This is a genomic window from Actinosynnema pretiosum, from assembly GCF_002354875.1.
GTDB classification, from domain to species: domain Bacteria; phylum Actinomycetota; class Actinomycetes; order Mycobacteriales; family Pseudonocardiaceae; genus Actinosynnema; species Actinosynnema auranticum.
In genome coordinates this window covers 6,323,301-6,349,429 of the sequence record NZ_CP023445.1, presented here as the reverse complement: position 1 = coordinate 6,349,429, position 26,129 = coordinate 6,323,301, and the positions used below count along the sequence as shown (strand labels likewise).

The 26,129-nt window shown below is 75.3% G+C and carries 26 protein-coding genes and 1 pseudogene; 13 read left to right on the top strand and 14 right to left on the bottom strand.

The features are described from left to right. Positions 1-59 precede the first annotated feature (59 nt). From CNX65_RS26960 to CNX65_RS26945, 4 genes are all read right to left on the bottom strand, one after another. Entirely contained in the window at positions 60-2,015 is a 1,956-nt protein-coding gene (locus CNX65_RS26960) for a diguanylate cyclase domain-containing protein (protein WP_096496257.1), read from the bottom strand. 368 nt (positions 2,016-2,383) lie between these two features. Then, complete coding sequence (locus tag CNX65_RS26955; protein ID WP_096498021.1) at positions 2,384-2,821, bottom strand: hypothetical protein; 438 nt, start codon at positions 2,819-2,821, stop codon at positions 2,384-2,386. Further along, on the bottom strand, positions 2,805-3,416 hold the full coding sequence (locus CNX65_RS26950; protein WP_096496256.1) for an RNA polymerase sigma factor: 612 nt from the start codon (positions 3,414-3,416) through the stop codon (positions 2,805-2,807). Before CNX65_RS26950 ends, CNX65_RS26955 begins: the two co-directional genes overlap by 17 nt. Before the next feature lie 162 nt (positions 3,417-3,578). Continuing rightward, the gene (locus CNX65_RS26945) at positions 3,579-4,793 is read right to left on the bottom strand and encodes a S8 family peptidase (RefSeq protein ID WP_096496255.1); all 1,215 of its coding nucleotides are present in this window, start codon (positions 4,791-4,793) and stop codon (positions 3,579-3,581) included. Between the two features lie 77 nt (positions 4,794-4,870). Here CNX65_RS26945 and CNX65_RS26940 point away from each other — a divergent pair, with 77 nt between their 5' ends. The 3 genes from CNX65_RS26940 (at position 4,871) to CNX65_RS26930 (ending at position 8,654) form a co-directional block, all read left to right on the top strand. Further along, on the top strand, positions 4,871-7,492 hold the full coding sequence (locus CNX65_RS26940) for a CHAT domain-containing protein (protein ID WP_096496254.1): 2,622 nt from the start codon (positions 4,871-4,873) through the stop codon (positions 7,490-7,492). A gap of 129 nt (positions 7,493-7,621) precedes the next feature. After that, positions 7,622-8,128, top strand: a complete 507-nt coding sequence (locus tag CNX65_RS26935) for a hypothetical protein (protein ID WP_157767872.1) — start codon at positions 7,622-7,624, stop codon at positions 8,126-8,128. Positions 8,129-8,177: 49 nt separating this feature from the next. Continuing rightward, positions 8,178-8,654 carry a nucleoside deaminase gene (locus tag CNX65_RS26930; protein WP_096496252.1) on the top strand — a complete coding sequence of 159 codons (477 nt, stop codon included), beginning with the start codon at positions 8,178-8,180 and terminating at the stop codon, positions 8,652-8,654. Here CNX65_RS26930 and CNX65_RS26925 read toward each other — a convergent pair. Both CNX65_RS26925 and CNX65_RS26920 read right to left on the bottom strand, forming a co-directional pair. Continuing rightward, positions 8,651-10,516, bottom strand: a complete 1,866-nt coding sequence (locus tag CNX65_RS26925; RefSeq protein WP_096496251.1) for a serine/threonine-protein kinase — start codon at positions 10,514-10,516, stop codon at positions 8,651-8,653. The two genes, CNX65_RS26930 and CNX65_RS26925, sit on opposite strands and share 4 nt — an antisense overlap. A 182-nt stretch (positions 10,517-10,698) precedes the next feature. After that, positions 10,699-11,634: pseudogene (locus tag CNX65_RS26920) on the bottom strand (GlxA family transcriptional regulator); the annotation flags it as partial. 107 nt (positions 11,635-11,741) lie between these two features. On the opposite strand from CNX65_RS26920, the gene CNX65_RS26915 reads away from it, so the two are divergent. The 3 genes from CNX65_RS26915 (at position 11,742) to CNX65_RS26905 (ending at position 13,246) form a co-directional block, all read left to right on the top strand. Further along, entirely contained in the window at positions 11,742-12,359 is a 618-nt protein-coding gene (locus tag CNX65_RS26915; RefSeq protein ID WP_096498020.1) for a DJ-1/PfpI family protein, read from the top strand. Then, positions 12,356-12,799 carry a hypothetical protein gene (locus CNX65_RS26910; RefSeq protein ID WP_096496250.1) on the top strand — a complete coding sequence of 148 codons (444 nt, stop codon included), beginning with the start codon at positions 12,356-12,358 and terminating at the stop codon, positions 12,797-12,799. Before CNX65_RS26915 ends, CNX65_RS26910 begins: the two co-directional genes overlap by 4 nt. A gap of 102 nt (positions 12,800-12,901) precedes the next feature. After that, positions 12,902-13,246 (top strand): hypothetical protein, encoded by a 345-nt coding sequence (locus CNX65_RS26905; protein WP_015804108.1) that lies wholly within the window; start codon positions 12,902-12,904, stop codon positions 13,244-13,246. 181 nt (positions 13,247-13,427) lie between these two features. On the opposite strand, the gene CNX65_RS26900 is transcribed toward CNX65_RS26905, so the two are convergent. From CNX65_RS26900 to CNX65_RS26865, 8 genes are all read right to left on the bottom strand, one after another. Further along, the gene (locus CNX65_RS26900; RefSeq protein ID WP_015804107.1) at positions 13,428-13,784 is read right to left on the bottom strand and encodes an STAS domain-containing protein; all 357 of its coding nucleotides are present in this window, start codon (positions 13,782-13,784) and stop codon (positions 13,428-13,430) included. Positions 13,785-13,844: 60 nt separating this feature from the next. Continuing rightward, complete coding sequence (locus CNX65_RS26895; RefSeq protein WP_096496249.1) at positions 13,845-14,936, bottom strand: carboxylate-amine ligase; 1,092 nt, start codon at positions 14,934-14,936, stop codon at positions 13,845-13,847. 222 nt (positions 14,937-15,158) lie between these two features. Beyond that, positions 15,159-16,085, bottom strand: coding sequence for a baeRF2 domain-containing protein (locus tag CNX65_RS26890; protein WP_096496248.1), 927 nt, complete (start codon positions 16,083-16,085; stop codon positions 15,159-15,161). Positions 16,086-16,176: 91 nt separating this feature from the next. Next, on the bottom strand, positions 16,177-16,653 hold the full coding sequence (locus CNX65_RS26885; RefSeq protein ID WP_096496247.1) for a hypothetical protein: 477 nt from the start codon (positions 16,651-16,653) through the stop codon (positions 16,177-16,179). A 15-nt stretch (positions 16,654-16,668) separates the two neighbouring features. After that, on the bottom strand, positions 16,669-17,400 hold the full coding sequence (locus CNX65_RS26880) for a SigB/SigF/SigG family RNA polymerase sigma factor (RefSeq protein ID WP_096496246.1): 732 nt from the start codon (positions 17,398-17,400) through the stop codon (positions 16,669-16,671). After that, complete coding sequence (locus tag CNX65_RS26875; protein WP_015804102.1) at positions 17,397-17,765, bottom strand: ATP-binding protein; 369 nt, start codon at positions 17,763-17,765, stop codon at positions 17,397-17,399. Before CNX65_RS26875 ends, CNX65_RS26880 begins: the two co-directional genes overlap by 4 nt. A gap of 209 nt (positions 17,766-17,974) precedes the next feature. Continuing rightward, positions 17,975-18,172: a DUF397 domain-containing protein gene (locus CNX65_RS26870; RefSeq protein ID WP_096496245.1), complete on the bottom strand. Its 198-nt coding sequence runs from the start codon at positions 18,170-18,172 to the stop codon at positions 17,975-17,977. Then, a complete protein-coding gene (locus CNX65_RS26865) occupies positions 18,169-19,017 on the bottom strand; it encodes a helix-turn-helix domain-containing protein (protein ID WP_096496244.1) in 849 nt (282 codons plus the stop codon). Before CNX65_RS26865 ends, CNX65_RS26870 begins: the two co-directional genes overlap by 4 nt. A gap of 279 nt (positions 19,018-19,296) precedes the next feature. Between CNX65_RS26865 and CNX65_RS26860 the strand changes: the two genes are divergently transcribed. The 7 genes from CNX65_RS26860 to CNX65_RS26830 all read left to right on the top strand — a co-directional run bounded on the left by CNX65_RS26860 (position 19,297) and on the right by CNX65_RS26830 (position 25,479). Then, complete coding sequence (locus CNX65_RS26860) at positions 19,297-19,884, top strand: DUF4255 domain-containing protein (RefSeq protein ID WP_096496243.1); 588 nt, start codon at positions 19,297-19,299, stop codon at positions 19,882-19,884. Further along, a complete protein-coding gene (locus tag CNX65_RS26855; RefSeq protein ID WP_096496242.1) occupies positions 19,881-21,920 on the top strand; it encodes an ATP-binding protein in 2,040 nt (679 codons plus the stop codon). Before CNX65_RS26860 ends, CNX65_RS26855 begins: the two co-directional genes overlap by 4 nt. A gap of 46 nt (positions 21,921-21,966) precedes the next feature. After that, complete coding sequence (locus CNX65_RS26850) at positions 21,967-22,698, top strand: eCIS core domain-containing protein (protein WP_096496241.1); 732 nt, start codon at positions 21,967-21,969, stop codon at positions 22,696-22,698. Positions 22,699-22,920: 222 nt separating this feature from the next. Beyond that, entirely contained in the window at positions 22,921-24,465 is a 1,545-nt protein-coding gene (locus tag CNX65_RS26845) for a phage tail sheath family protein (RefSeq protein WP_096496240.1), read from the top strand. 14 nt (positions 24,466-24,479) lie between these two features. Next, complete coding sequence (locus CNX65_RS26840) at positions 24,480-24,923, top strand: phage tail protein (protein WP_015804094.1); 444 nt, start codon at positions 24,480-24,482, stop codon at positions 24,921-24,923. Between the two features lie 44 nt (positions 24,924-24,967). Then, positions 24,968-25,336: a hypothetical protein gene (locus CNX65_RS26835; protein WP_218182475.1), complete on the top strand. Its 369-nt coding sequence runs from the start codon at positions 24,968-24,970 to the stop codon at positions 25,334-25,336. Continuing rightward, positions 25,333-25,479 carry a DUF6760 family protein gene (locus CNX65_RS26830; RefSeq protein ID WP_015804092.1) on the top strand — a complete coding sequence of 49 codons (147 nt, stop codon included), beginning with the start codon at positions 25,333-25,335 and terminating at the stop codon, positions 25,477-25,479. Before CNX65_RS26835 ends, CNX65_RS26830 begins: the two co-directional genes overlap by 4 nt. Positions 25,480-26,129 lie beyond the last annotated feature (650 nt).

Sequence of the window (26,129 nt, the reverse complement as noted above, 5' to 3'; positions counted from 1 at the left end):
GGAACCACCGGGGGTCGGGGGCGTCGCCCGTTCACGGGGGTGCGGCGGGGCAGGACCGCTCAGCCCACCACGAGGTCCGCGTCGTCGTCCGCGCGCCCGGACAGCACCAGCGCCCCGGCGGCGCGCACCATCGGCAGCAGCGCCTCCCGCGCCCGGCGGGCCAGCTCGGAGCCGTCCGGCGCGCCCGCCGGTTCCACGCCGTGCGGGCGCTGCCGCTCCAGCAGCGCCAGCTCGCCCTGGCCGAGCGCGCACCCGTGCAGCAGCCGCCGCACGCCCATGTCGGCCAGCACGCTCAGGTTGTCCTCGACCTCCTCGCCCAGCCCGGCCGCGGCCGAGTCCAGGCTCAGCCACAGCTGCCCCTCGGCCAGCGCCCAGCCGCGCACCGCGGCGCCGACCAGGCCGCTCAGGTCCGGGTCGCGGGACTGGTCGGCCGACAGCCGCACCAGCACCGGCAGCGACTCCAGCGACGCGAACGAGCAGGCCTCGTCCAGCAGCCACTCGGCCAGCGCGCCCGCCAGGCCCAGCTCGTCGGCGTAGCGCAGGCAGTCGTCGTGCCCGACGGTCGTGCCGTCGTGCTCCCAGCGCAGCCGGGCCGCCAGCGCGACCCGCTCACCGGACCGGTCGCGCACGTCCCGGTAGTCGATCGCGATCTCGCCGGTCTCCAGCGCGCCCGGCATGGCGGCGATCAGCGACAGCCGCGACCGCTCCTTCTCGTCGTGCCCGGCGTCGTAGATGCCCCACTGGCCCTTGCCGCCGGTCTCGGCGCGGCGCAGCGTGCTGTGCGCCTGCCGCAGCAGCGCCATCGCGTCGAGCCCGCGCGCGGCCGTGCGCACGAAGCCCATGCCCGCCGACACGCCCACCGCGTGCCCGGCCAGCCGCACCGGCTCGGCGAGCGCGCCGTCGATCATCGCGGCCAGCTCGGAGATGCTGGGCGTTCCGGGGCCGTCCTCGACCAGCACGACGAACTCGTCGCCGCCGATCCTGGCCACGGTCGCCGCCAGCCCCTCGGCCACCGACGTCAACCGGCCCGCGACGACCTTGAGCAGCTCGTCGCCGTACTCGTAGCCGAGGCCGTCGTTGACGATCGCGACGCTGTCCACGTCCAGGTAGCACAGGGTGATCGAGCCGGGCCGCCCCAGCACCTCCTCCAGCTTGGGCAGGAAGCTCTGCCGGTTCGGCAGCCCGGTCAGCACGTCGTGCAGCGCCTGGTGGCGCAGGTACTCGCGCAGCATCCGCTGCTCGGTGACGTCCTCCACCACCGCCAGGTGGTAGCGCGGGCCGCCGTCCTCGCCCGCCACCACGGACAGCGCCACGTTCGTCCACAGCGGATCGCCGCTGGGGTCCAGGAACATCTGCTCGACGTGCGAGACGTCCTGGCCGCGCACCGCCATCGCGGCCCACTCGCCGCGCAGCCCGCTCAGGTCCTGCCCGCCGAAGTCGGGGCCGAGCATCCCGGTCAGCGCGGCGTTGCTCTCCAGCAGCTCGCCGTCCGCGTCGAACACCGCGATCCCGGCGGCGGAGTGCGCGAAGACCTGCCGGAACCGGGCCTCGCTGTCGTGCAGCTCGACCCTCGCGCGCTCCAGCGCGGCCAGCAGCGAGGCCCGGACCTCCTCGTGCTCGCCGAACACCTGAAGGCGCAGCCGGGCGGCGTACCCGCCCGCGACGGCGCCCAGCAGCTCGGCGACCCGCCCTGGCGAGTCGGGTGCGCGCGCGGCCAGGGCGCGGCCGAGCACCTCCAGGGAGCTGGCCAGGCTCGCGTCGCCGGTGAACCGCGCGGTCACCAGCCACTCGCCGACCGCGACCGCCTCGTCGGCGGGCAGGTCGGGCGAGGCGAGCAGCTCGTCGAGCAGGCCGACGTGCTGGGCGAGCTTGCGGCGCACCTTCGCGCGGGCGATCGGGCTGTAGGCGGTGCGGACCAGCTCACCGGTCCAGCGCTCGGCGACCTCGCCCACCGAGGGGGCGCCCGCGGGGGGCGCGCTGCCCGCCAGGGGGACGGGCCTTGAGGGTTGGGTCATGTGTGGCTCTCCACCCGGAGATCAGATCCGCACATCATTCCGTAGGGTGCATATTCCCCGTCAAGTGGCGGGGCGGAGACTGTTCCCGCGTCGTTGCGGTTCACGCCACGCGGCCAACTCGCACTGATCGGGTACACCTGGAGCGGTTAATCAGCGCCACCGCGTGCCTCTCGCGCTACTTCTACGCACAGTGGCCAACCCTACTGGGTTGGGCTATCGGCTGATCGGGGGACATCCGGGGCACGGCAACGGAAAAAGCACGTAGGGGGCGTGCCGATCACCCGTCGAACGCAAACGGGCAGGCCAGGACGCGGCGACTCTGCGTCAACGCCGAACCGCCGCGCCACCCGACCGGGAGAACGCCCGACCTAACCCAGGAACCACTCGGTGACCGCGACCCCGGCCACCCGCAGCCGCGCCGCGCCGCGCGGCGGGGGGCCGAGCAGGAAGTAGCCCAGCTCGTCCAGCTCCGCCGCCTCCACGACCCCGGCCGCCGACTCCAGCTCCACCCGGCCGGGCGCGGGCGGCAGGACCTGCCCGGTCACCCCGGCGGGGTCCACCTCCACCTGCACCGACAGCCCGTCCGCGTCGAACACCAGCTGCCTGGTCGCCAGCCCGCCCCGCGCCCGGCCCGCCAGCTCGCCGTCCAGCAGCGAGTCGTAGCCGGTCACCAGCAGCAGCTCGGCGTCCACGTCCCGCCAGTCGAACGCCGCCCGCCCGGCGACCAGGTACTCCTCGGGCACGGCGGGCGCCTCGGCCAGCGCGCGCCCCAGATCCGCCAACAACCGCTCATCGCTTGCCCACACCGAGCGCACCTCCCACCGGGTCCTCCACCGATCCCCCCGACAACAACCGCGACACCGCTTCGGTCCTGCGCAGCTTCTCCAGGCACCGCAACCGGGTCGGCCCCACGCTCCCCACCGGCACCCCCAGCTCCGCGCCGAGCGCCGCGTAGCTCGGCGGCGGGTCCGCGAGCAACCTGGCCAGCAGCCGCCTGCACTGCTCGGGCAGCGCCCCGAAGCCGTCCCGCAGCGCCTGCAGCCGCTCCGCGTCCACCAGCCGCGCGTCCAGGTCCTCGCCGTCGGCGACGGCGCTCTCCTCGTCGGCCGGGTCGAACGGCAGCAGCCGCTGCTGCGCCCGCAGCACCCGCAGGCACTCGTTCCTGGCGGTCGTGACGATCCAGCCGGGCAGCGCCGCCGGGTCGCGCAGCCGCCCGATCTGCTCCACCAGGCGCAGCCACACCACCTGGTTGACGTCCGCCCCGTCCGCCGGGCGCAGCCGGTGCCTGCTCACCACGGAGAGCACCAGCGGCGTGTACCGCTCCACGAGCTGGTCCCAGGCGCCGCGGTCGCCTTCCGCCGCCGCGCCCACGAGCGCGGCGACCGGGCGTGCAGGGGTCACGTCCCCTCCTCCTGTTCGGCCGCCACCCGTTGCCCCGGCCCACCACGCGCCCCGCCATGCCCTACGGAGGCGGTGGGCCAGTCCTGGATACAACGCGGGCGGCCCCGGAACGGACCTGCCGGGGGTGAATCTCACCGGAAAGGAGCAGCCCGCCGCCCGCCCTCAGTCGACCGCGACCCCGTAGCCGGGGAAGAACTCGGTCCCGGCGAGCAGGTGGTCGCGGGCCTGGAGCGCGGTCAGGCCGAGCTGCGTCATGGTCGCCGCGATCCGCCCGGACACGTGCGGGGCCGCGAACGAGGTGCCCAGCCAGTACGCCCACCGGTCGAACACGTCGACGGTCGGGTCGCCCGGCAGCACCCACCTGCCCTTGAGGTACGTGGAGGTCCGGTTGCCGACCGCGCAGGCGTCCACCCAGTGCCCGTGGTTGCTGTAGCAGGCGGGGGAGCGCGACCCGTCCCGCTCCTCGGCGATCGCCGCCACCCCGACCACGCCCGGCAGCGCGGCGGGCCAGGACGGGCGGGTGGTGCCCTGGTTGCCCGCCGACGCCACCACGACCACGTCCTTCGGCAGCGCCGCGAGCGCCCGCCGCATCGGCTCCGAGGCCACGTCGTCCTGCGTGGAGCAGCCCAGCGACGCGCTCACCACGTGCACCGGCCGCTCGTCGAAGGAGGCCAGCGCCGCCGCGAACATCTCCTCGTCGCCCAGCCCGGACGGCAGCAGCGCGCGCTCCGGGTCGACCCGGACCGACGGCGCGGCCTGCCGCACCACCCCGGCCACGAACGTGCCGTGCCCGCCCTCCAGCGCGAACACGTCGTCGTGCGCGTACGCCGCGTCCACCTCGTCGGCGCGCGGGACGAAGGAGCCGCCCAGCCACGCCGGGTGGTCCGCCCCGGCCGTCGCGGACACGCCGGTGTCCAGCACCGCCACCACCACGCCCCGGCCGCGCCCGTCGCCGGGGTCCGGGTCGGGCAGCGCGGTCGCCACGCGCGGTGGTCCGCCGGGGTGCCCGTGCATGTTGCCGCCGTGCCCGACGGACACGTGGTGCGGTTGGGTGAACGGGGTCCGCTCACCCGGCCACGTGGCGGGGTCCCGCAGCAGCCGCACTATTGCGGGGATGTCGCGGGAATTGTTCTTCAGCAGCAGGCGGACCATTCCCGCGAATTCGCGGCCCCGTTCCACGGCGAACCCGCTGCGGCGCAGTTTCTCGATCACCCGCGCGGCGTCCTCGGGAATCGTCAGCAGCTGTCCTGGCCGGTAGAGGAACTCCCGACCCTTCTCCGGGTGCAGCGCGACGTCCTTGCCCGACCGGATCGCCTCGTCGAAAGCGGCGGTGTACAGCGCGGACCGGTCCGGCGCCGCAAACGTTTTCGCGGACAACTCGACCTCGCAGCGAAGTGGAGGAGGTGCGAACTCAGGCAAGCTACCACAGGGCCCCCAGTAATAAGGTGGGGCGCGTGTCGGTGGTTTCCGCCTCGGCGGCCCTGGAAGCGCGGCAGCGGGACCCGCGCGCGGCCATCGGGCTCGGGCGCGCGGCGCTGGCCGCCGCGCGGGCGTCCGGCGACCTGGCCGAGGCGTCGGCGGCCGAGCGCGCGATCGGCCTGTCCCTGCGCGAGCTGCACGACTTCCCCGGCGCGCTGCGGCACCTGCGCCGCTCGGTGCGGCTGGCGCGCGGCGCCGGGTCGGACCGGCTCACCGCGCTGGCCCGGCTCAGCCTGGCGTTCGCGCTCTCCAGCACCGGCAGGCACGCCCAGGCGCTGCGGGCGGTGGAGGAGGCGCTGCCCCGGCTGCGCGGCGGCGACGCGGACATCGCGGTCATGCAGCGCGGCACGGTCCTGCACTTCCTGTGCCGCTACGACGAGGCGCTGCGCGACTACGACGCGGCCATCGACGCCGCCCGCCGCAGCGGCGACCACCTCGGCGAGGCCCGCGCCCGCAACAACCGGGGCCTGCTGCGCGCCTACACCGGCGGGTTGCGCGCCGCCGACGAGGACTTCGGGCGGGCCGCCGCGCTCTACCGGGAGCTGGGCCTGGAGCTGGCGGTGGCGGACGTGCGGTGGAACGCCGGGATCTCCGCCCAGCGCGCGGGCGACGTGCCGGGCGCGCTCACCGCGTTCGCCGACGCCGAGCAGGAGTACCGGCGCCTGGCCGTGCCCCGGCCGATGCTGCTGGTCAACCGCCTGGAGCTGCTGGTGTCGGTGCCGCTGCTGGAGGAGGCGCGCGCCGAGGCCGACCGGGCCGTCGCCGACCTCGCCGACCACCCCGACTTCGCCCTCGGGCGCGCCGAGGCCGAGTTCTACCGGGCCCGCGTCGCCCTGCTGGAGGGCGACGCGGACACCGCCGCCGAGGTCGCCGACCGGGCTAGGCACGCCTTCCGCCGCCAGGGCCGCGACGTGTGGGAGGCCTCCGCCCGGCACGTGGGACTGCGCGCCGCCTACCTCGGCGGTCGGCGGGACCGGGCGCTGCTGACCGCGATGGCCCGCATCGCCGACCGGCTCGACGCGCTGGGCTGGCGGGTGGCGGGCCTGGAGGCGCGGGTGGACGCGGCGCTGATCGCCCGCGACCTGGGCGACACCCGCCGCGCCGCCGCCGAGCTGGCGCTCGCCGCGCCCGCCCGCCGCTCCGGCCCGGCGCAGGCGCGGGCGCGCGGCTGGTACGCCGAGGCGCTGCGGCGCGAGCTGGCCGCCGACCGGCGCGGGGCGGCGGTGGCGCTGCGGCGCGGGCTGGCGCTGCTGGACGAGCACCGGCTGTCGCTGGGCGCGGGGGAGCTGCGCGCGCTGTCCGGGGCGCACGGGCAGGACCTGGCGCGCGCCGGGCTGCGGCTGGCGCTGACCGGCGGGGCCGGGGCGCGGCAGGTGCTGGCGTGGGCGGAGAGCTGGCGGGCGGGCGCGCTGCGGATGACCCCGGCCCGGCCGCCCGAGGACACCGGGCTCGCCGACGCGCTCACCGAGCTGCGCGCGGTCACCGCCGACCTGGAGCGCGCCCTGCTGGAGGGGCGGCCCGCCGGGGCGCTGCGGCAGCGGCAGGCGCGCGGCGAGCAGCGGGTGCGCGAGCTGACCAGGCGCGGCGGTGGCGGCGGGCGGCTGCTGCGCCCGCCGACCGTGCCGGAGCTGGCCGACGCGCTCGGGGACGCCGCGCTGGTGGAGTACATCGGCTCGGAGGGCGACCTGCTGGCCGTGGTGGTCGCGGGCGGCCGGGCCTCGCTGCACCGGCTGGGCGCCCTGGACGACGCGGCCCGCGAGGTGCGGCTGCTGCGGTTCGGGCTGCACCGGCTGGTGACGCTGCCCGCGCGGGTCGACCGGTCCGGCGGCCGGGCCGGGGTCGACCACGCCGCCGGGCGGCTGCGCAAGCGGGTGCTCGACCCCCTCGAACGGCGCGTCGACGGGCGCGACCTGGTGCTCGCGCCGACCGGCGCGCTGGGCGGCCTGCCGTGGGCCGCGCTGCCCGGACTGCTCGGCCGCTCCACCGTCGTCACGCCCTCCGCCGCCGTGTGGCTGCGCGCGGCGACCTCCGGAGCGCCCGCGCCGGGCCGGGCCGTGCTCGCCGCCGGTCCCCGGCTGCCCGCCGCGCGCGGCGAGGTCGACGCGGTGGCCGCGCTGACCGGCGACGCGCTGGTGCTGGCGGGGGAGGGAGCGACGGTCGACGCGGTCGCGGCGGCCATCGACGGCGCGCCGCTCGCGCACGTGGCCGCGCACGGCACCTTCCGCGCCGACAACCCGCTGTTCTCCGCGCTGGAGCTGGCGGACGGCCCGCTCACCGGCTACGACCTGCAGCGGCTCGCCGCCCCGCCCGCGCGGGTGGTGCTGTCGGCCTGCGACTCCGGGCTGTCGGCGGTGCGGCCGGGCGACGAGCTGCTGGGGTTCACCGCCGCGCTGCTCGGCGCGGGCACCGGGGCGCTCGTCGCGCCGGTCGTGCCGGTGCCCGCCGAGGAGACCGCGCCGCTGGTGGTCGAGCTGCACCGGGGGCTGCGGGACGGGCTGCCGCCCGCGACCGCGCTCGCGCGGGCCCAGGCCGCGCACGCCGAGCTCGGTGATCTGGAGTTCGCGGCGGGGGCGGGGTTCCTGTGCTTCGGCGCGTGACCGGTCCACTGTGGACTTGTCGGGCGCGTCCACAGCGGACTCGGCCGGGGCCCGTCGGGGGCGGAAGTTGCTGCACCAACGGGTGAAAGGGGGTGTGGCGACCACCCGACCTGTGGGACACCGGACGGCATGGACATCCGACGAACAGCGGCGCTGACCGCCGCCGCGCTCATGGCGCTGACCACCGCGCCCACCGCCTCGGCCAGCCCGATCGAGGCCGCCCCAGGACCGGGCGGGGGCCGCTTCACGGTCGCGCAGGCGCGCGCCGACGACGGCCCGGAGGCCCTGCTCACCGCCCTGGACGGGCCGGACGGGAAGGTCGTGCTGGACGCGGAGGGCGCGCCGGGCAGCCAGGTGTGGTCGGTGTCCTGCTTCCCGGACGCCACCTGCTCGTTCGCGGTGCCGGGGACCGACCGCCACCTCAACGTGCTGGGGCGCCCCGAGGCGGGCAACGAGGTCGCCACCACCCGGTCCCCGCTGTCCTGGCGGGTCGTGCCGGTGGACAGCGGCACCGTGCTCATCGCGCTGCGCAACAACCCGAGGGTGGGTCCCGCCGCGTCCCCGCTGGACGTGCACCCGACCCCCGTGGTGCTCGACACCGCCGGGTTGTGGCGGCTCAAGCGGGTCGAGCCCTGAGCCGATCGGACCCGTGCCCCGGCGGTCCGGTGGCGCTAGGTTCGAGCGCGTGGCCGACGCACCCGTGAACCGCACCGCCGATCCCGCCGACCTGCTCGCCGTCGCGGTGGCCGAGGCGCGCGCCGGGCTCGCCGAGGGCGGCATCCCGATCGGCGCCGCGCTGTTCGGCCCGGACGGGCAGCTGTGGGGCAGCGGGCACAACCGGCGCGTGCAGGACGACGACGCCTCCACGCACGCCGAGACCGCCGCCTTCCGCGCCGCCGGGCGCAGGGCGGGCTACCGGGGGACCACCATGGTGACCACCCTGTCGCCCTGCTGGTACTGCTCGGGGCTGGTGCGGCAGTTCGGCATCTCGCGGGTGGTCATCGGCGAGGCCCGCACGTTCAGCGGCGGCCACGACTGGCTGGCCGAGCACGGCGTGGAGATCGTGCTCGTGGACGACGCCGGGTGCGTCGAGCTGATGACCGCGTTCACCGCGGCCCGGCCGGAGCTGTGGTTCGAGGACATCGGGCGGGAGCGCGGCTAGCGGTCCTGGGACAGCACCCACATGTTCCACCACAGGTCCAGGGCCTCCAGCCCGTCCGGGGTGGTGGCGGTGGTGGACCGCAGCACGCCGGTGGTCAGCGTCTCGGTGTCCACCCACCACACCTGACCGCTGCCGTCCTTGACGAAGCAGGTGGTGAAGTCGCCCTCGGTGACCCCGGTGACCTGGCGCCAGTAGGTCGAGTAGTGCGTCCGCTGCGTGGTGGGGCGGCACCCGCCCTGCGAGTCGTCGCGCGGGATGTCCTCGGCCTTCACCAGGTCGGCGAAGTGCTTGTCCTGCGCCGCCCGGTCGGCGAACAGCAGGAAGTCGGCACTGGTCGGCGAGGTCATGCCCGCGGTGTCCATCGTCGGCGCGCCGCAGGTCGACGCGGCCACCGCGCCGGTGCCGCCCACGTCGCCGTCCGCGCACGAGGACGACAGCCGGTAGATCTTCGGCAGCCGCTCGGACAGCGTCCGCCGGTCCTCGGCGGAACCGGTGCGGGGGGTGGCGCCCGTGCCGGTGGTGGTCCCGGTGGTGGCGGAGGTCGTGGTGGCGGCGCTGCTCGTGCCGCCGCCCTGGCCGGTCTGCGCCTTCCCGCCCCACGGCCACGTCGCCGCGCCGATCGCGCCCGCCGCCACCAGCACCACCAGCACCGCGCCGAGCACCGCGAGCCGCGCGGACCGCGTCGAGGCGGGCGCGGGCGGGTGGCCCCAGTTCGGCTGGGGGCCGGAGAGCGGGAACCGCTGCGGCCCGGAGAACGACGTCTGCTGCGGTCCGGAGAACGGGCCGTGCTGCTGCGGCCGGGTGTTCGGCGCGGTCGGGACCGGCGGGTGCTGCTGCGCGGTCCGGGCGGGAGGGTTCTGGGCAGGCGGGTTCCCGGCAGGCGGGTTCTGAGCAGGCGGGTTCTGGGCGGCCGGGTTCTGGGCGGGCCCCGCCTGCGCCGGGACCGGCTGCGAGGGCGGCCCCACCCGCTGCGGCTCGACCTGCCGCGGTCCCGCCTGCGGCCCGGTCCGCTGGTGAACCCGCGTCCCCGCGGGCACCACCGCCGTCCCGTCCAGCGCCGCCGCAGCCGCCTCGGCCAGCGCGCTCGCGGTCGGGTACCGGGCGGCCGGGTCCTTGGCCATGCCGCGCGCGATCACCGCGTCCAGCGCCGCGGGCACCCCCGGCCGCGCCTCGGACGGCCTCGGCGGCTCCTCCTGCATGTGCGCCCAGATCTGCGCGGCCGTGCCCTCGGCGGTGAACGGCCTGCGCCCGGTCAGGCAGGCGAACAGCACCCCGGCCAGCGCGTACACGTCCACCACGCCGCCCACGTCGGTCCCGCTGAACCGCTCGGGCGCCATGTAGTCCAGCGTCCCCAGCACCTCGCCGGACGCGGTGATGTGCGTGCTGTCCCCCGCCGCGCTGCGGGCGATGCCGAAGTCGACCAGGTACACGAAGTCCCCGGCCGACAGCAGGATGTTGGACGGCTTCACGTCCCGGTGCACCAGCCCGTCGGCGTGCGCGGCGTCCAGCGCGCTCGCGGCCTGCCGCACGATCCGCACCGCCCGCTCGGGCTCGACCGGCCCGCGCTCCAGCACGTCCGACAGGTCCTCGCCCTCGACCAGCCGCATGTCCAGGTACAGCGTGCCGTCGATCTCGCCGTAGGCGTGGATCGGGATCACGTGCGGCTCCCGCAACCGGGCCGCGACCTGCGACTCGCGCCGGAACCTCGCCCGGAACTCGGCGTCCGAGTGGTACACCGCCGACAACCGCTTCAGCGCCACGACCCGGTCGTGCGCGGTGTCGTAGGCGCGGTGCACCTCGCCCATGCCGCCGCGACCGAGCAGGCCCTCGACGCGGTACGGCCCGAACACCTCAGCGGACATGCTCTCCCCCCGGCTCCGATCGGTCCCCCACCACACCGACGCCGCGGGGGCGCGCGGGGTTCCTCCACCCGCGCGACCGCGCCCGTGGAGATCGACACCGCTGGTCGGGGGCCCGGTGTCACCCGTTCAGTCTCACCCGAGCGGCGGTTCGGGGGAAGACCGGCCCCGCTCCCCCCCCCCCCCCGGAACGCCGCCCGGTACGCCTGCGGGCTGGTGCCGACCACCCGCTTGAACCGGTCCCGGAACGCCGTCGGCGAGCCGAACCCGACCTGGCCGGCGATCAGGTCCACCGGCCGCCCGGTCGCCTCCAGCAGCCGCTGCGCCAGCCGCACCCGCCGCACGTGCAGCCAGCGCAGCGGGGTCGTGCCGGTCTGCGCGCGGAAGCGCCGGTTCAGCGTGCGGGTGCTCACGGCGGCTCGGGCGGCGATGTCGTCCACGGTCAGCTCGCGCGCGCAGTTCTCGTCCAGCCACGCCAGCAGCGGCTCCAGCTCCGAGCCCTCCGGGGCCACCGGGTGCGTGGACGGGATGAACTGCGCCTGCCCGCCCTCCCGCTCCAGCGGCACCACGGACAGCCGGGCGGCGTGCGCGGCGGTCTCGGAGCCGTGGTCGCGGCGCACCAGGTGCAGGCACAGGTCCAGCCCCGCCGCCGCGCCCGCCGAGGTGAGCAGGGCCCCGTTGTCCACGTACAGCACGTCCGGGTCCAGCTCGACCGCCGGGAACAGCGCGCGGAACCGGTCGGCGGCGATCCAGTGCGTGGTGGCCCTGCGGCCGTCGAGCAGGCCGGTGGCGGCCAGCGCGAACGCGCCCGAGCAGATCGAGGCCAGCACCGCGCCCCGCCCGGCGGCCTCGCGCAGCGCGTCCAGCACCCGATCGGACGGTGGGACGTGCGGCTGCGCGGTGCCCGGCACGATGATCGTGTCCGCCTCGGCCAGCGCCTCCAGCCCGGCGGTGAGGCGCACCGAGAACAGCCCGGCCCCGACCTCCGCGCGCTCGCCGCACACCACCACCCGGTAGGCGGGGGAGCCGTCCGGCAGGGCGGTGCGGGAGAACACCTCCAGCGGGGTCGAGAGGTCGAACGGGATCACGTCGTCCAGCGCCAGCACGGCCACGGTGCGCACCCGGCCAGCTTATGGCGGGAATCAGGCGGAACGTGGCTTTCCCGCCAGTTCCGGGAGGTGGATCACGCCCTTAGCGTTCGGGGCGCCCCCAGAGGAAGGAACCAGTGATGCTGGCCCAGTTCGTCCTGTTCGACGGCTTCGACCCGCTCGACGCGATCGCCCCCTACGAGGTGCTCGGCGCGTCCGCCGCGCTCGGCGCGGGCGCCGCGTTCGAGGTGGAGCTCGTCTCGGCCGAGGGCGCCCGGCTCGTGCCCAGCGGGCTGCCGGGGATCTCGCTCCGGGCCGCGGGGCCGGTCGACGCCGACCGGGCCGACCTGGTCGTGGTGCCCGGCGCGGTCGCGCTCACCGAGGACGACGTCCGGCGGGTCTTCGGCGCGGCCCTGGCCACCCCGCTCGCGGGCGCGCTCGCCGCCGCCGTCCGGCGCGAGGGCGTCGTGGTCGCCACGGTGTGCGGCGGCTCGGTGCTGCTCGGGCTGGCCGGGCTGCTCGCCGGGCGCACGGCCACCACCAACACCGGCGCGCTGGAGCTGCTCGGCGGGCTCGGGGCGCGGGCCGTGGACGCGCGGGTGGCCGACGACGGCGACCTGGTCACCGCGAGCGGCGTCACCTCCGGGCTCGACCTCGGGCTGCACCTGCTCGACCGCTACCTCGGCGCGGACGCGGCGCTGGCCGCCGAGCGGCTCTTCCACCACGAGCGGCGCGGCACCCCCTGGACCGCGCGGTGACCAAGTTCCTGCTCGCGGTGCACGTGATCACCGCGATCGTGGCCATCGGCCCGGTGACCGTGGCCGCCAGCATGTTCCCGCCCGCCGCCCGCGCCGGGAGGGCGGGGGAGCTGAAGCTGCTCAACCGGATCTGCAAGGCGTACGCGGCGCTGGGCATCGCGGTGCCGCTGTTCGGCATGTTCACCGCCAGCAGTCTCGGGGTGCTCGGGGACGCCTGGCTGATCACGTCCATCGTCCTGACCGCGCTCGCCGCAGGCGTGCTGGTGCTCCAGGTGCTGCCGGGGCAGGAGAGGCTGGTGGCGTCGGTCGCGGCGGACGGGCCGCCCGCCGAGCGCTCGACCACCGCGCGGCTGGCCGCGCGCACCGGGCTGTTCAACCTGCTGTGGGCGGTCGTCACGGTGCTGATGATCGTCCGGCCGGGCTCGACCACCGGGGCCTGAGCGCCCGGCCGCGCGGGATCGTCACCCGACCACGCGGAGGTTTAACGCCGCAAGGTGCGCCAGGACACATTCCCGCAACGAGGTCCCGCCACTCTTCGGCCCATGCGCGAGTGGCACGTGGAGGACGGGGAACTGCTCCTGGCGGGCGACGCGGTGGCGGTGGACCTGCCCGCGAGCTGGGCGGCCGAGGTGAGCCACCAGCTGACGATGGCCGGTCCGCTCGGCCCGATCCTGGCCATCCGGCGCAGCGGGCTGCGCTGGTTGTTCCTGGCCGAGCCGGACGTGGACCCGGTCGGGTACGTGCTCCCGCCGGGGGCGCGGTGCTGGACCGGGCCGGGCAGCGTGCCCGCCGGGTCCTCCCGCTGGGTCGTCGCCCCGCGCGGTCGGGCGCTGCCGCCGCTCGGCGCGGTCCGGTGCGCGATCCGCACGGTGCGGCGCGGGTACTAGCCGCCGACTTCGGACGGGTGGCGGAAAGCGCTCTCCACAACACTGGGGCAAGCGCTTGCCGACGTACCGGTCCGACCGCCGCGGGTTCTCCCGCGCGGCCGGTGCTCGCCCTGCGGCCAGACCACCGCAGGGCGAATCCCCGGAAGGCGCTGACGAACCCTCCGGGGCTGGCGCTCGCGCGTCACCCGCGCGCGAGAGCCTCCTCCACGGTGGGCTTGATCGTGAACACCGAGTCCAGGCCGGTCGCCTGCAGCGGGCGCAGCGCGGAGCGGCTCGACGCCACCAGCGCCAGCTCCACCCCCTGCTCCTCGGCGAGCTTGCGGCCCATCACCAGCGACTCCAGGCCCGCCGAGCCCAGGAAGCGCACCCCGCCCAGGTCGACGACCACGGAGCGCGCACCCCCGCCCAGGTGGGCCTTGAGCGGTCTGGCCAGCTCGTCCGCGCTGGTGGTGTCCAGCTCGCCGGACACGTGCAGCACCACCACACCGTCCTCGGGCTCCTCGACCCGCACCGAAGCGAGCGTCGCGGGTTCAGGCACGCCGGTCTCCTCTCATCAGGGCGCCGCACTCGCGGCGCCGTCCACGTGTTCCCAGCACGGTCAGGCGATGTCGGCGGTGGTCTCCGCCAGCACCAGGTCGACCACGTCGGCGGGGTCCGCCTCACCGTTCAGGAAGGCCCTGCGCTGCTTGGCCGCGCCACCGCCGTGCTCCGCCACCGCGGCCAGGTGCCCGCGCACCAGGTCCTGCGCCCCGGCGTCGCGCAGCGCGTCCTCGCCGAACGCGAGCAGCTCGGCCAGCAGGTCGCGCGCCGGGACCAGCGCCCCGGTCCTCGGGTCGATGGCCTGGCCCTCGGCGCCGTCCCGCGCCGCCCGCCAGTAGGCGGCGCGCAGCAGCACGTCGTTGACCGGCTCGGTCGGCGCGCTGTCGGCGGCGGTGCGCACGAACGCCCGCACCAGCTCGGCGATGACCACGGCGTCCTTGGCGGTCAGGGGGATGTCGGCCACCCTGATCTCCACCGTCGGCACGTGCGTCGACGGCCGGACGTCCCAGTAGACCATGGCCGGGTCCAGCACGACCTCGGTGGCCACCAGCGCGGAGACCAGCGCGTCGTAGTGGCCCGCGTTGGTGAACTGCGGCGGGGGGCCGCCGACCGGCCAGCGCGACCACACGATCGAGCGCCAGCTGGCGTAGCCGGTGTCCTGGCCCTCCTCGACGGGCGAGTTCGCGCTCAGCGCCAGCAGCGAGGGCAGCCACGGGCGCAGGGCGTTCGACGCGCGGATCGCGGTCTCCCGGTCCGGCACCCCGACGTGGACGTGCATCCCGCACACGCCCTGCCCGGCCAGCATCTTCCGGTGGGTGTACTGCATCCTCAGGTACCGGGCGTCCTCGGTGATCGAGGGCGGCCCGGTCATGCCCAGCGGCGGCACGGCCGACGCCAGGAGGGCGCCACCCGCGGCGCGGGCGGCCTTCGCCAGGTGCCTGCGGCCCGCGAGGACCTGCTCGGCGAGCTCGGCGGACGAGTGGCACACCGGGGTGGCCACCTCGATCTGGAACGGGGTCAGCTCGCGCTGCACGTCGAACGACGCGCCCGCGTGCTCGGCGACCGCCTCGGCCAGGGGGACCGGACGTCGCGACTCGGGGTCGACGAGCAGGAACTCCTGCTCGACCCCGACGGTCCACGGCTGCGTCATGGGCGCTCTCTACCCATTCCGAACCGAGCTCAACCACCACCTTCGGTGTCCGCCTCCGCGGGTGAACGCGAGTGCGGTAGCGGGCGCTGGGCCGTTCGGAGCAGCAAGGCCGTGGTCCGGCCGGATTCGCGCAGGTGAGCGAGGTGTCGTCTTCGAGAGGGGAAGACGCGGCTGTGGTCGTCGCCACAGCGGGATTCGGGGCGGTCCGGCGGGGGAACCGCGCTACTTCAGCAGCGCGCCCACGTCCTCGGTCAACCGCAGCGCGTCGCCGACCAGGACCACCTCCACGTCGTGCTCGACCGCCAGCGCGGGCAGCACCTCGTCCGCCCGGCCCTCCGGCGCGAACCGGTCGCCCACCAGCGGGTCGGTCAGCAGCAGCGTCGCGACCGCGCCCCGCTCCAGCGCCACGATGACCTCGTCCAGCCCCTGCAGGGCCCGGCCGCCCACCCGCGCCGACTCCTCGCGGAAGCGCACCACGGCGGCGCGGCGCTCGTTGCGGTTCGCCCGGCCCGCCAGGTGGTGCACCGCCGGGTCCGCCGGGCCCTCCATCTCCACCACCAGGCGGTGGTAGCGGTCGGGCAGCGCGACGCGCAGCGCCCGGCGCGCGGCCATCGGGCCCGCCAGCACCAGCAGCTCCGCGCGCAACCGGTCGACCAGCGACGCGGCCTCGTGCGCCACGTCGTCCAGCTCCAGCACGTCCAGCTCCGGCGCCGCGCCGGAGGAGCGGGCGCCGACCGTGGCCACCGCGACCGGGCGGCCGGACGGGTCCACGCCGCGCAGGTCCGCGCCCCGGTCGTCCACCTGCACCACCACGTGCGGCACCAGCGGCTCGGACAGGTCCACCAGCGGCAGCAGGTACGGCAGGTCGCCGCGCCGCTCCACGGTCCGCGCGGGCGGCACCGGCAGGTGCCGGTCCAGCACGACCTGGCCCTCGGCGGCGATCAGCGCCCGGCCCGCCATGCCCGGCTGCGACGGGCGGGCCAGCACCGCGTCCTCCAGCGCGTCCAGGAGCGCCCGGTCCGCGCCGTCGGCCTCCAGCCGGTCGCACATGGTCTGCCAGCGCAGCTCCGGGTGGTGGCCCGCGTCGAAGTACACCGAGACGAACGGGCCGCGGGCGCGGACCACGCCGCGCAGGGAAGCCGTGTGCATCGCTCTCTACCTCCCGCTCGAACCGGTCCTAGCAGTGGTACCCCTCGTCGTGCGGCGGCAATCCGCCCGCGCGTCCCTGGATCAGGCGACCTCAGAGGCGCGCGGGGGAGTTGGGCCGAACGCGGCGCGCGCGCAGCGAACGCCGGGCGTGCCGGGAGCCCTTGGCGCTGCGGTCGTCCAATGACAGCCGACCGCCCGCACCGGGCCCGTCCTCGCCCTTCTCCTCGGCCTCGCGCCGCTGGCTCCACGCGCCCGCCACGGCCAGCGCCACGCAGGCCAGGCCGACGACCAGGTTCAGCGAGTTCCCGACCGGGCCCGCGTCGAAGGCGCCACCCGTGCCCTCGACGCCCAGCGCGAACGCCACCAGGTGCAGCAGTCCGACCGCGATCCCGGTGCGGCGCAGCGAGTCCCGGTTCGCCGCGGACAACCCCACGGCCAGCCCGGCCGCCGCGTGCACCACGCTCGGGATCGGGCCACCGCCCAGTCCGAACAGGTCCGCGATGCCCCACAGCACAAGCAGGGCGCCGAGGGCCAGTGCCGCTCGGCGCGGCCAGTCGAGCCTCTTCATGGTGGCCACCTCGTTTCAGCGTTCGTCGAGCAGGTCCCGCAGGCGGGCGAGCGACCGGCTGAGCAGGCGCGACACGTGCATCTGCGACACGCCCACCGAGTCGGCGATCTGGCTCTGCGTCATGTTCTTGAAGAACCGCAGCAGCACGATCCTCCGCTCCCTCTTGGGTAGCCCGCGAAGCATCGGATCAAGCGCGTGGTGCAGCTCGACCACTTCCAGGGCCGGGTCGTCGACGCCGAGGCGGTGGTCGGAGTCGACCTCCTCCAGGGAGACCATGTGGTTGGCAGAGGTGGCGTGCAGCCCCTCGTAGACCTCGGCGAGCGAGAGGTTCAGGTGCCGGGCGACCTCGCTCGGCGTCGGCGTGCGACCGCTCGCGCGGGCCAGCTCGACGCGGGCGGCGTCGATGGCCAGGCACAGCTCCTTGAGCCTGCGCGGCACCCGCACCGCCCACCCCTGGTCGCGCAGGTGGCGGCGCACCTCGCCGGTGATGGTCGGGACGGCGAACGCGAGGAAGTCGATGCCGCGCTGCACGTCGAACCGGTCCACCGCGTGGATCAGGCCCACGGCGGCCACCTGCCGCAGGTCCTCCACCGACTCGCCGCGCTCGGCGAACCGGTCGGCGATGTGCCAGGCGATCGGCAAGTACTCCGTCACCAGCTGGTCCCGCAGCTCCTGGCGGCGTTCAGCGCGTGACTGCGCCTCGGCCAACTCGCGGAACAACGGCTGGAAGTCCACCACCGCACTCATCCCCGACACCTCAACTCGACGTGCAGAAGGCCGTCACCGTCCACCCAACTGGTGACTGCGTCGGTCACCGAACTGACGACTCGCCAGTACAACGAGTCATGGCCGGGAACGGTGACGGCCGAGGTGCCGACGTGTGCGCGGAACCGAACAGAGGTGCCGTCGGTGTGGAACCTGCAGGCGAGGGTCGCTCGTTCGCGTGCGCGCGCGATCAGCGCGGAGCAGGCCTCGTCGACCGCGATGACGAGGTCGACGGCCAGCTCCGGCGTCGCCTCGGCGGATCGTGCGACCTGCGCCGCGATCGCGCGCAGCGTGGGGAGGCTGGCGGGTCGGGCGGCAAGGGAAACGCGAACCTCCACCCCGTCCATGTGGTGTCCGCTCCTTCGCCTCGTCGCTGTGGACCGCTGCATACCCGGAGGGTGGGCGGTCTACACCACGGCGGGCGAGGAGGAGGGGAGGGAGGTTCGGTGGTGGGGCGCACGACGCGGCGGTCGCGGGGGCGGCGGCTGCCCGCCACCGCCTGGGCCGGGTGCGGTCGGGGTGTCGGTCGGCGGGGAGCGCCGGGACCGCGCCCGCCCTACCGCCACCCCGCCAGGAAAGCCGCCCACCTCGGCCGGGGGAACAGCAGCACCGCGCCCGCCGGGTTCTTCGAGTCGCGGACCGCCGTCACCGCGCCCGCCAGCGCCAGCTCCACGCAGTTCGCCACGTTCGTGCTCCGGCTGCTCTTGCGCCACCGCGCGCACTGGCCCGCGCCGCCACCGCCGAGGTCCGTCACGGCCGCTCCTCCACCAGCTCCGCCAGCAGCTCCGCCGTCGCCCGAGGCGACAGGCTCACGTCCACGATCCGCCCCCACGCCCGCCGGTACCCGTCGACCTCGGCCGCCCCGTCCAGGAACAGCCCCGTCGACTGGTTCTCCACGAACACCACCGCGGGCTCGTGCGCGAACTCCAGCAGCGTGAACGCCCCCGACAGCCCGACGTGCGCCCCCGCGCCCATCGGCGTCACGCGCACCACCACGTTCGACCGCTCGGCCACGTCCAGCAGGTGCCGCAGCTGCCTGCGCATCACGCCGTCGCCGCCGACCCGGATGCGCAGCGCCGCCTCGTGCAGCACCGCCAGGTACTCCGGTGCGCTCGCCCGGTTCAGCACCGCCTGGCGCGCCATCCGCGTGGTCACCAGGGAGTCCAGCTCGTGCTCGGGCAGCGCCGGGTCCAGCGAGCGGATCAGCGCCCGCGTGTACTCCGCGGTCTGGACCAGTCCCGGCACGACCATGGACTCGTAGTTGTGGACCGCGGTCGCCTTGTTCTCGAAGTCGATCAGCGCCCGCCACAGCTTGGGCAGCCCGGCCTGCCGCTCCCACCAGCCCAGCTCCTCGCCGCGCCGCATCAGGTCCAGCAGCTCCCTGCGCCTGGCGCCGGGCACCTTGTAGTACCCCAGCAGCGCGGAGACGTCCTCGACCTGCAGACCGCTCTTGCCGGTCTCCATCCGGCTGATCTTGCTGGAGGACACGCCGAGCACGCTCGCGACGTCCTCGCAGCTCAGCCCGTGCTGCTCGCGGTACGTCCGCAGAGCGCCCGCGACCGTGCGCGACTTCACCGACGTGTAGGCGTTTCCTGGCATGGCGCTATGTTCACCCGGCGGATTCCACTCGGCAATGACACGATAGGGCTATGTATTGCGACAGTTGCAACATAACAGCGCAGCTGTCGCCCGGTGAAGCCCGGCATTCGGGGAATCCCTTGCGCCACTTGAGCTGAAGCGCTCCCGCGCCCCCCTGCCAGCCCCCTGAACCGCTGCCCACGAGGGCAGCCGCCGTCGTCCCTCCGGGCAGCGCGCCCTGCCCCAAGGTCCGCCGCGCCGCCGCTCCCGCCGCGCCCGCGCCCGGCGCATGGTTGAGCGATGATCCACGAGGTGGACGAGGCGCTGCGGCGCCTGGTGAGGGAACACGCCCTGAGCGGCACGGACGTCGAGGTCGCCTTCGAGGCCCCGACGAAGGACTGGGCCGCGCGGCGCAACGCGCCCACGGTCAACGTCTACCTCTACGACATCCGCGAGGACCTGCGCCGCCGCCAGCGCGGGATGCTCAACTCCTACGACGACCGCGGCCAGGTCGTGTCCCGCCGCCTGCCGCCGCGCCACGTCAAGCTGTCCTACCTCGTCACGGCGTGGGTGCAGCGCACCGAGGACGAGCACCGCCTGCTGTCCGACCTGCTGGTGGGGCTGCTGCGGCACGAGTCCCTGCCCGCCTCGCTGCTCACCGGCTCGCTGGCCGCGCTGGAGCTGCCGGTGCCGATGTCCTGCGCGCTGCCGCCGCCGGAGGACCGCGCGTTCGCCGACGTGTGGAGCGCGCTCGGCGGCGAGCTGAAGCCGTCGCTGGACGTCGTGGTGTCCGCGCCGGTCGACACCGGCCGCGCCTACCCGGCCGCGCCGCCCGCGCGCACCGTGCGCGTGGACCTGGGCGACACCACGCTCGACGGTGTCGCGTGAGCACCACGAGTCCCGCGGGCGTCACGGGTCTCGTCGGCGCGGGGGACCTGTTCACCCGACTCGCCGCGCTGGAGCGGCGCATCCGCGACGCCGTCGCCGCCCGCCGCGCCACCGACCCCGCCCCCGACGACCCGTTCCGGGGCCTCTACCTGTCCGACGAGGTCATCGACTCGCTGCTCGCCACCCCGCGCGAGGCGTTCGCCCCGTTCCACGACCCCGCCTCGCCCGGCCGCCTCGGCCGCCTGGCCCGGACCGCCGCCCTGTCCGCTGTGGACGTCGAGCTGCTGCTCGTCGCGCTCGCGCCGGACGTGGACAGCAGGTTCGAGCAGTTCTACGGCTACCTCAACGACGACGTCACCCGCCGCCGCGCCACCACCGGGCTCGCGCTGCGCCTGTGCGGCCTCCCCGAGGGGACCTCGGCCGGTCGCGCCCGCCTCGACCCGGCCGCGCCGCTGCTCACCGCCGGTCTGCTCGTCGTGGAGGACCGCGACCGCCCGTTCCTGACCAGGTCGCTGCGCGTGCTCGACCGCGTCGTCGCCCACCTGCTCGGCGACGACCGCCCCGACCCGGCGCTCGCCGGACTCGCGCGCGTGGCCGACGACCTCGCCCGCCCGGCCGTCCCGCTGCCCGGCGCGGACCGCCTGGTGCGCGGCCTGCGCGCCGGCATCCGCCTGGCCCACCTGAGGGAGCGCCCCGGCGGCGGTGGTCGCGAGGTCGCGTCGGCGGCGCTGCTCGAAGCCGGGTTCGCGGTGCTGGAGGTCGACGCCGAGCGCCTCGCCGCCGAACCGGACCGGGTCGCGCTGCGCGCCGCCGTGCTGCGCGAGGCGGTGCTGCGCGGCGCCGGGATCGTGCTCGGGCCGGTCGACGAGGAGCCCGCGCTGGACGCGCTGCGCCACCCCGCCGTGCCGCTGGCGGTGCACGGCCCGATCGCCTGGAACCCGCGCTGGAGCGGCGATCCGCCGGTGCTGCACGAGGCCGTCCCGCTGCCGGTGGGCGCCCGCGCCGAGCTGTGGGCCGCCGGGCTGCGCGGACCGGTCGCGCCCGGCGTCGACCCGGCCGCCGCCACCGAGCACTTCGTGCTGGGCGCGGGCCAGATCGCGCGCGCCGCCGAGGCCGCGTCGGTGGCCGCGCTCGCCGACGGCGAGGACATCACCGTGGCGCACCTGCGCGCGGGCGCCCGCAGCCAGAACGCGGCCGGGCTGCAGCGGTTGGCGCGGCGCGTCGAGCCCGCCGTGACGTGGGACGACCTGGTGCTGCCCGGCCCGGTCGTGGGGCAGCTCAGGGAGCTGGCGTCGCGGGCGGAGCACCGGGACCGGGTGATCGACCGCTGGCGGATGCGGCCGGGCGGCGGGCGCGGGCGCGGCCTGACCGGGCTGTTCGCGGGCGACTCCGGCACCGGCAAGACCATGTCGGCGGAGGTGATCGCGGCCTCGCTGGGCCTTGACCTCTACACGGTCAACCTGGCCACCGTCGTCGACAAGTACGTGGGCGAGACCGAGAAGAACCTGGAGCGGATCTTCACCGAGGCGTCCGGGGTCAACGGCGTGCTGCTGTTCGACGAGGCCGACGCGATCTTCGGCAAGCGCTCGGAGGTGCGCGACGCGCACGACCGGTACGCCAACATCGAGTCCGCGTACCTGCTGCAGCGCATGGAGACCTTCGACGGGATCGCCGTGCTGGCCACGAACCTGCGGGCGAACCTGGACGAGGCGTTCACCCGCCGCCTGGACGTGGTCGTGGACTTCCCGCTGCCGGACCGGGAGCAGCGGCGCGCGCTGTGGGACCACTGCCTCGGCCCGCACGCCCCCAGGGCCGAGCTGGACCTGGACTTCCTGGCGGGCGCGTTCGAGCTGGCGGGCGGGCACATCCGGTCGGCGGCGGTGACGGCGGCGTACCTGGCGGCCGAGGGCGACCGGGTCGTCGGGATGCGCGAGGTGGTCGGCGCGGTGGCGCGCGAGTACCGCAAGCTGGGCAGGCTGGTGGGGGAGCGCGAGTTCGGGCGCTACCTGGAGCTGGTCCGCCCGTTCGGGCAGTGACGGCGGACCCGCTCGGGGCGGGGCCGGGGAAGCGCTGGGAGGCGCTGTGCGCGGACATGAGCACGACCACGAGCAGGACGGCTGCGCCCGGCCGCCGGGCGAGCGGGCCGAGCGCGAGGACCACGCCCTGCTCGGCCGGGCGGTCGCGGCCGGGCGGCCGGAGGTGCTGGGGGCGGGCGGGGTCCTCGGGTTGCAGCGGGCGGTCGGCAACGCCGGGGTGGCGTCGGCGCTGGAGGAGCAGGCGCAGGGGGGACCGGCCGAGTCGCCGGTGCACGAGGTGGTGAACTCCGGTCGCGGCGCGCCGCTGGACGCCGGGGTGCGCGCGGACATGGAGGGTCGGTTCGGCACCTCGTTCGCGGACGTGCGGGTGCACACGGACGGCGCGGCGCACAGCTCGGCCAGGTCGGTGAACGCGCAGGCCTGCACGGTGGGGTCGGACATCGTGTTCCAGAGCGGCGGCTACGACCCCGGCTCCGCCGCGGGGCGGCACGTGCTGGCGCACGAGCTGACGCACGTGGTGCAGCAGCGCAGCGGCCCGGTGGACGGCTCGGACGTCGGGGGCGGGGTGCGGCTGAGCGACCCGTCGGACCGGTTCGAGCGCGAGGCGAGCGCCAACGCGGACCGGCTGGTGGCGCAGCCCGCCGTGCAGCGGGTCGAGGAGGCGCCCGCCGAGGACGTGGCGGAGGAACCCGTGGCGCAGGCTCACGTGCCGGGCGCGGCGTCGGTGCAGCGCTCGGCCGAGGAGGGCGAGGGCGAGGAGGGCGAGGGCGAGGAGTAGTCCGCCCGCCGAGCTGTCGCGGGGCGCCGGGGAGGGCGGGACCCTCCCCGGCGCCCCGCGTTCTCGTTGCCCTGGAAGGAACTCCGCGCGCCGCTCGGCCGCCCCTTTGGGCAGTGATCCGCGCACGCGGGCACAGCCGCCAGGCCGTTTCGACCGAACCCCCTGTGGCAGCAGCATTTCCCCCAGCACAGCCGGTTATCCGCACGACTTGGGAGGCAACGGATGCCCACCTATCTCTCGCCGGGGGTGTACGTCGAGGAGGTGGAGGCGGGCGCCCGCCCCATCGAGGGCGTCGGCACCGCCGTGGCCGCCTTCGTCGGGTTCGCCGGGCGCGGGCCATTCAACACCCCGACGCTGGTGTCGAACTGGGCCCAGTACGCGCAGACCTTCGGCGACCTCGTCGAGGGCACCTACCTCGGCCAGGCCGTCTACAGCTACTTCCTCAACGGCGGCGGCAACTGCTACGTCGTCCGCATCGGCGGCGAGCGCGACGACGCGGGCACGGGCGGCGGCCCGTCCGGCAACGGCGCGCTGCCGTCCGGCGCCACCGGCGTCCTCGGCGGCTACAAGGTCACCGCCAAGGCGATCGGCGCGGGCGACATCACCGTCGAGGTCGCCGACCCGGCGGGCGAGAACCCCGCGGAGGACCGCTTCACCCTGCTGGTCAAGGACGCGGGCAAGGTCGTCGAGACCCACCACGTGACGACCAAGCGCACCAAGGAGAACGTCGTCACCGTGGTCAGGGAGAAGTCGAACCTGATCACCGTCGAGGAGCTGGCGAACCCGCCCGCCAAGGCCGACCGGGGAGCCGTCGCGCTGCGCGCCGACGAGTCCGCGCCGACCGCCGTGCCCGGCAAGGTCGCCGCCGACGACTACGTGGGCGACGTCGCCGACCGCACCGGCTTCGGCGGCCTGGAGGCCATCGACGAGATCACCATGGTCGCGGTGCCCGACCTGATGAGCGCCTACCAGCGGGACCAGATCTCGCTGGAGGGCGTGAAGGCCGTGCAGCTGGCCATGATCGCCCACTGCGAGCAGATGGGCGACCGCATGGCGGTGCTGGACCCGCCGCCCGCGCTGACCCCGCAGCAGGTCCGCGAGTGGCGGCAGAACGTCGCGGGCTACGACTCGAAGTACGCGGCCCTGTACTACCCGTGGGTCAAGGTGTTCGACGCCGCCAGCGACGACCACCTGTTCGTCCCGCCGAGCGGGCACGTGGCGGGCGTGTGGGCGCGCACCGACGCCGGTCGCGGCGTGCACAAGGCCCCCGCCAACGAGGTCGTGCGCGGCGCGGTGGCGCTCCAGACGCAGCTCACCAAGAACGAGCAGGAGCTGCTCAACCCCATCGGCGTCAACTGCGTCCGCTCGTTCCCCGGCCGGGGCATCCGGGTGTGGGGCGCGCGGACCCTCTCGTCCGACCCGGCGTGGCGCTACCTGAACGTGCGCAGGCTCTTCAACTACCTGGAGGAGTCGATCCTCAGCGGCACCCAGTGGGTCGTGTTCGAGCCGAACGACGACGCCCTGTGGGCCCGCATCCGCCGCACCATCAGCGCGTTCCTGGTCAACGAGTGGCGCAAGGGCGCCCTGTTCGGGCTCACCCCCGACGAGGCGTTCTACGTCAAGTGCGACCGCGAGACCAACCCGGCCGAGGCGATCGACGCCGGCCAGGTCGTGTGCGAGGTGGGCATCGCCCCGGTGAAGCCCGCCGAGTTCGTCGTCTTCCGCCTGGCGCAGTTCTCCGGCGGCACCAGCCTCGTCAACGAGTGAAAGCGCGGTAGGTCATGGCACTCCCCGAACTCGACACGTCCGTCGGCCACTCGTTCGGCCTCGAGGTCGACGGCGTCGCGATCAAGCAGATCTCCGAGGTGTCCGGGCTCAAGATGGAGCAGGACGTCATCGAGCTCAAGCAGAACACCGCCGACGGCAAGTACGTCATCAAGAAGCTGCCCGGCCGCCCCAAGGCGGGCGAGGTCACGCTCACCCGCGGCCTCACCGGCGACAACAGCTTCGAGAAGTGGGTCAAGGACGCCCACTTCGGCAAGATGACCTCGGCCCGCAAGGGCGGTGCGATCATCGTCTACGACTACGAGGGCACCGCGATCAAGCGCTACAAGCTGACCAACGCGTGGCCCAAGAGCCTGGAGATCGGCTCGCTCAAGGCCGGTGACACCAGCGTGCTCACCGAGAAGCTCGTGGTCACCTACGAGATGATGGAAGTCGAGTAGTGCGCCGGTCCACGACCGCGGTCGCGCCGGACTCGCCCGCGACGATGCGCACGGAGTTCGCCTTCGAGCTGCCGCGCGGGTACGCGGACGAGTCCGGGACGGTCCACAGGAGCGGCGTCATGCGACTGGCGACCGCCCGCGACGAGCTGGTCCCGCTGCGCGACGACCGGGTGCGGGAGAACTCCGCCTACCTGACCGTGGTGCTGCTGGCGCGCGTCGTCGTCTCGCTCGGGACGATCACCGACGTCCACACCGGGGTCGTGGAGAACCTGTTCGCCTCCGACCTGGCGTTCCTGCAGGACATGTACCGGCGGATCAACAGCGAGGGGCACACCCGAGCCGCCGTGGCCTGCCCGTCGTGCGGCCACGGGTTCTCCGTCGACGTCTCCGGCGGGCGCCTGGGGGAATCGTGACGTACGCGGTCGACCGGCTCCACGAGGAGGTCGCGTACGTCGCCTACCACTTCCACTGGTCGCTGGACTCGATCCTCGACCTGGAGCACCACGACCGGCTGCGGTACGCGGCCGAGATCGCCCGCATCAACACCAGGCGGTGACCCGAAGTGTGGCCCTTCCGCAAGCGAACCCCGGCGCCGACCGGACCTGACGGCGCCGCAGGCCCCGCGCAGGCCGGTCCGGTGCTGCGGGGCGAGTGGCGCGGGCTGCCCCCGATCCAGCGGGCGCTGCCGGAGCACCCGCTGGTGAACCCGGTGAGCTCGTTCACCGGGGGGTTGACGTCCTGGCGCTCCCCGGCGTTCCTGGCCCCGCTCGGGCACTTCGTCGCGGAGTCGGAGCCTTCGGGGGTGATCGGGGAACCACCGCGTGAGGGGGTGGTGTTCTCGCGGCCCTGGGGGATTCCCGCGGGCGTCGGGAGTGCGGCGAGCGGGACGGTCGGGACCTCACCTGCCACCGAGGGCTTGGCAGGTGACGGGTTCACCGGTGGCGGCTTCGCCGAGAGCGCGGCTGCCACCGGTGGGACTGCCACTCGCGCCGCGACCGCTGCCGGCGGAACCGCTGTGCAGCGCTCGGTCACGCCCGAACCGCCGCCCCTCTCACCGGAGCCGGTGAGCGCCGAACCGGAACCGGTCGTCCGAACGCTCGGTGTCGACCGGCCCGTTCCGATCGACGTGGAAACGCCCGCGTCACCGCGCACCACCGACCCCGTCGAGCCTGTGGCGCAAGCACTCCCGCTGGCGCCGCAGACCCC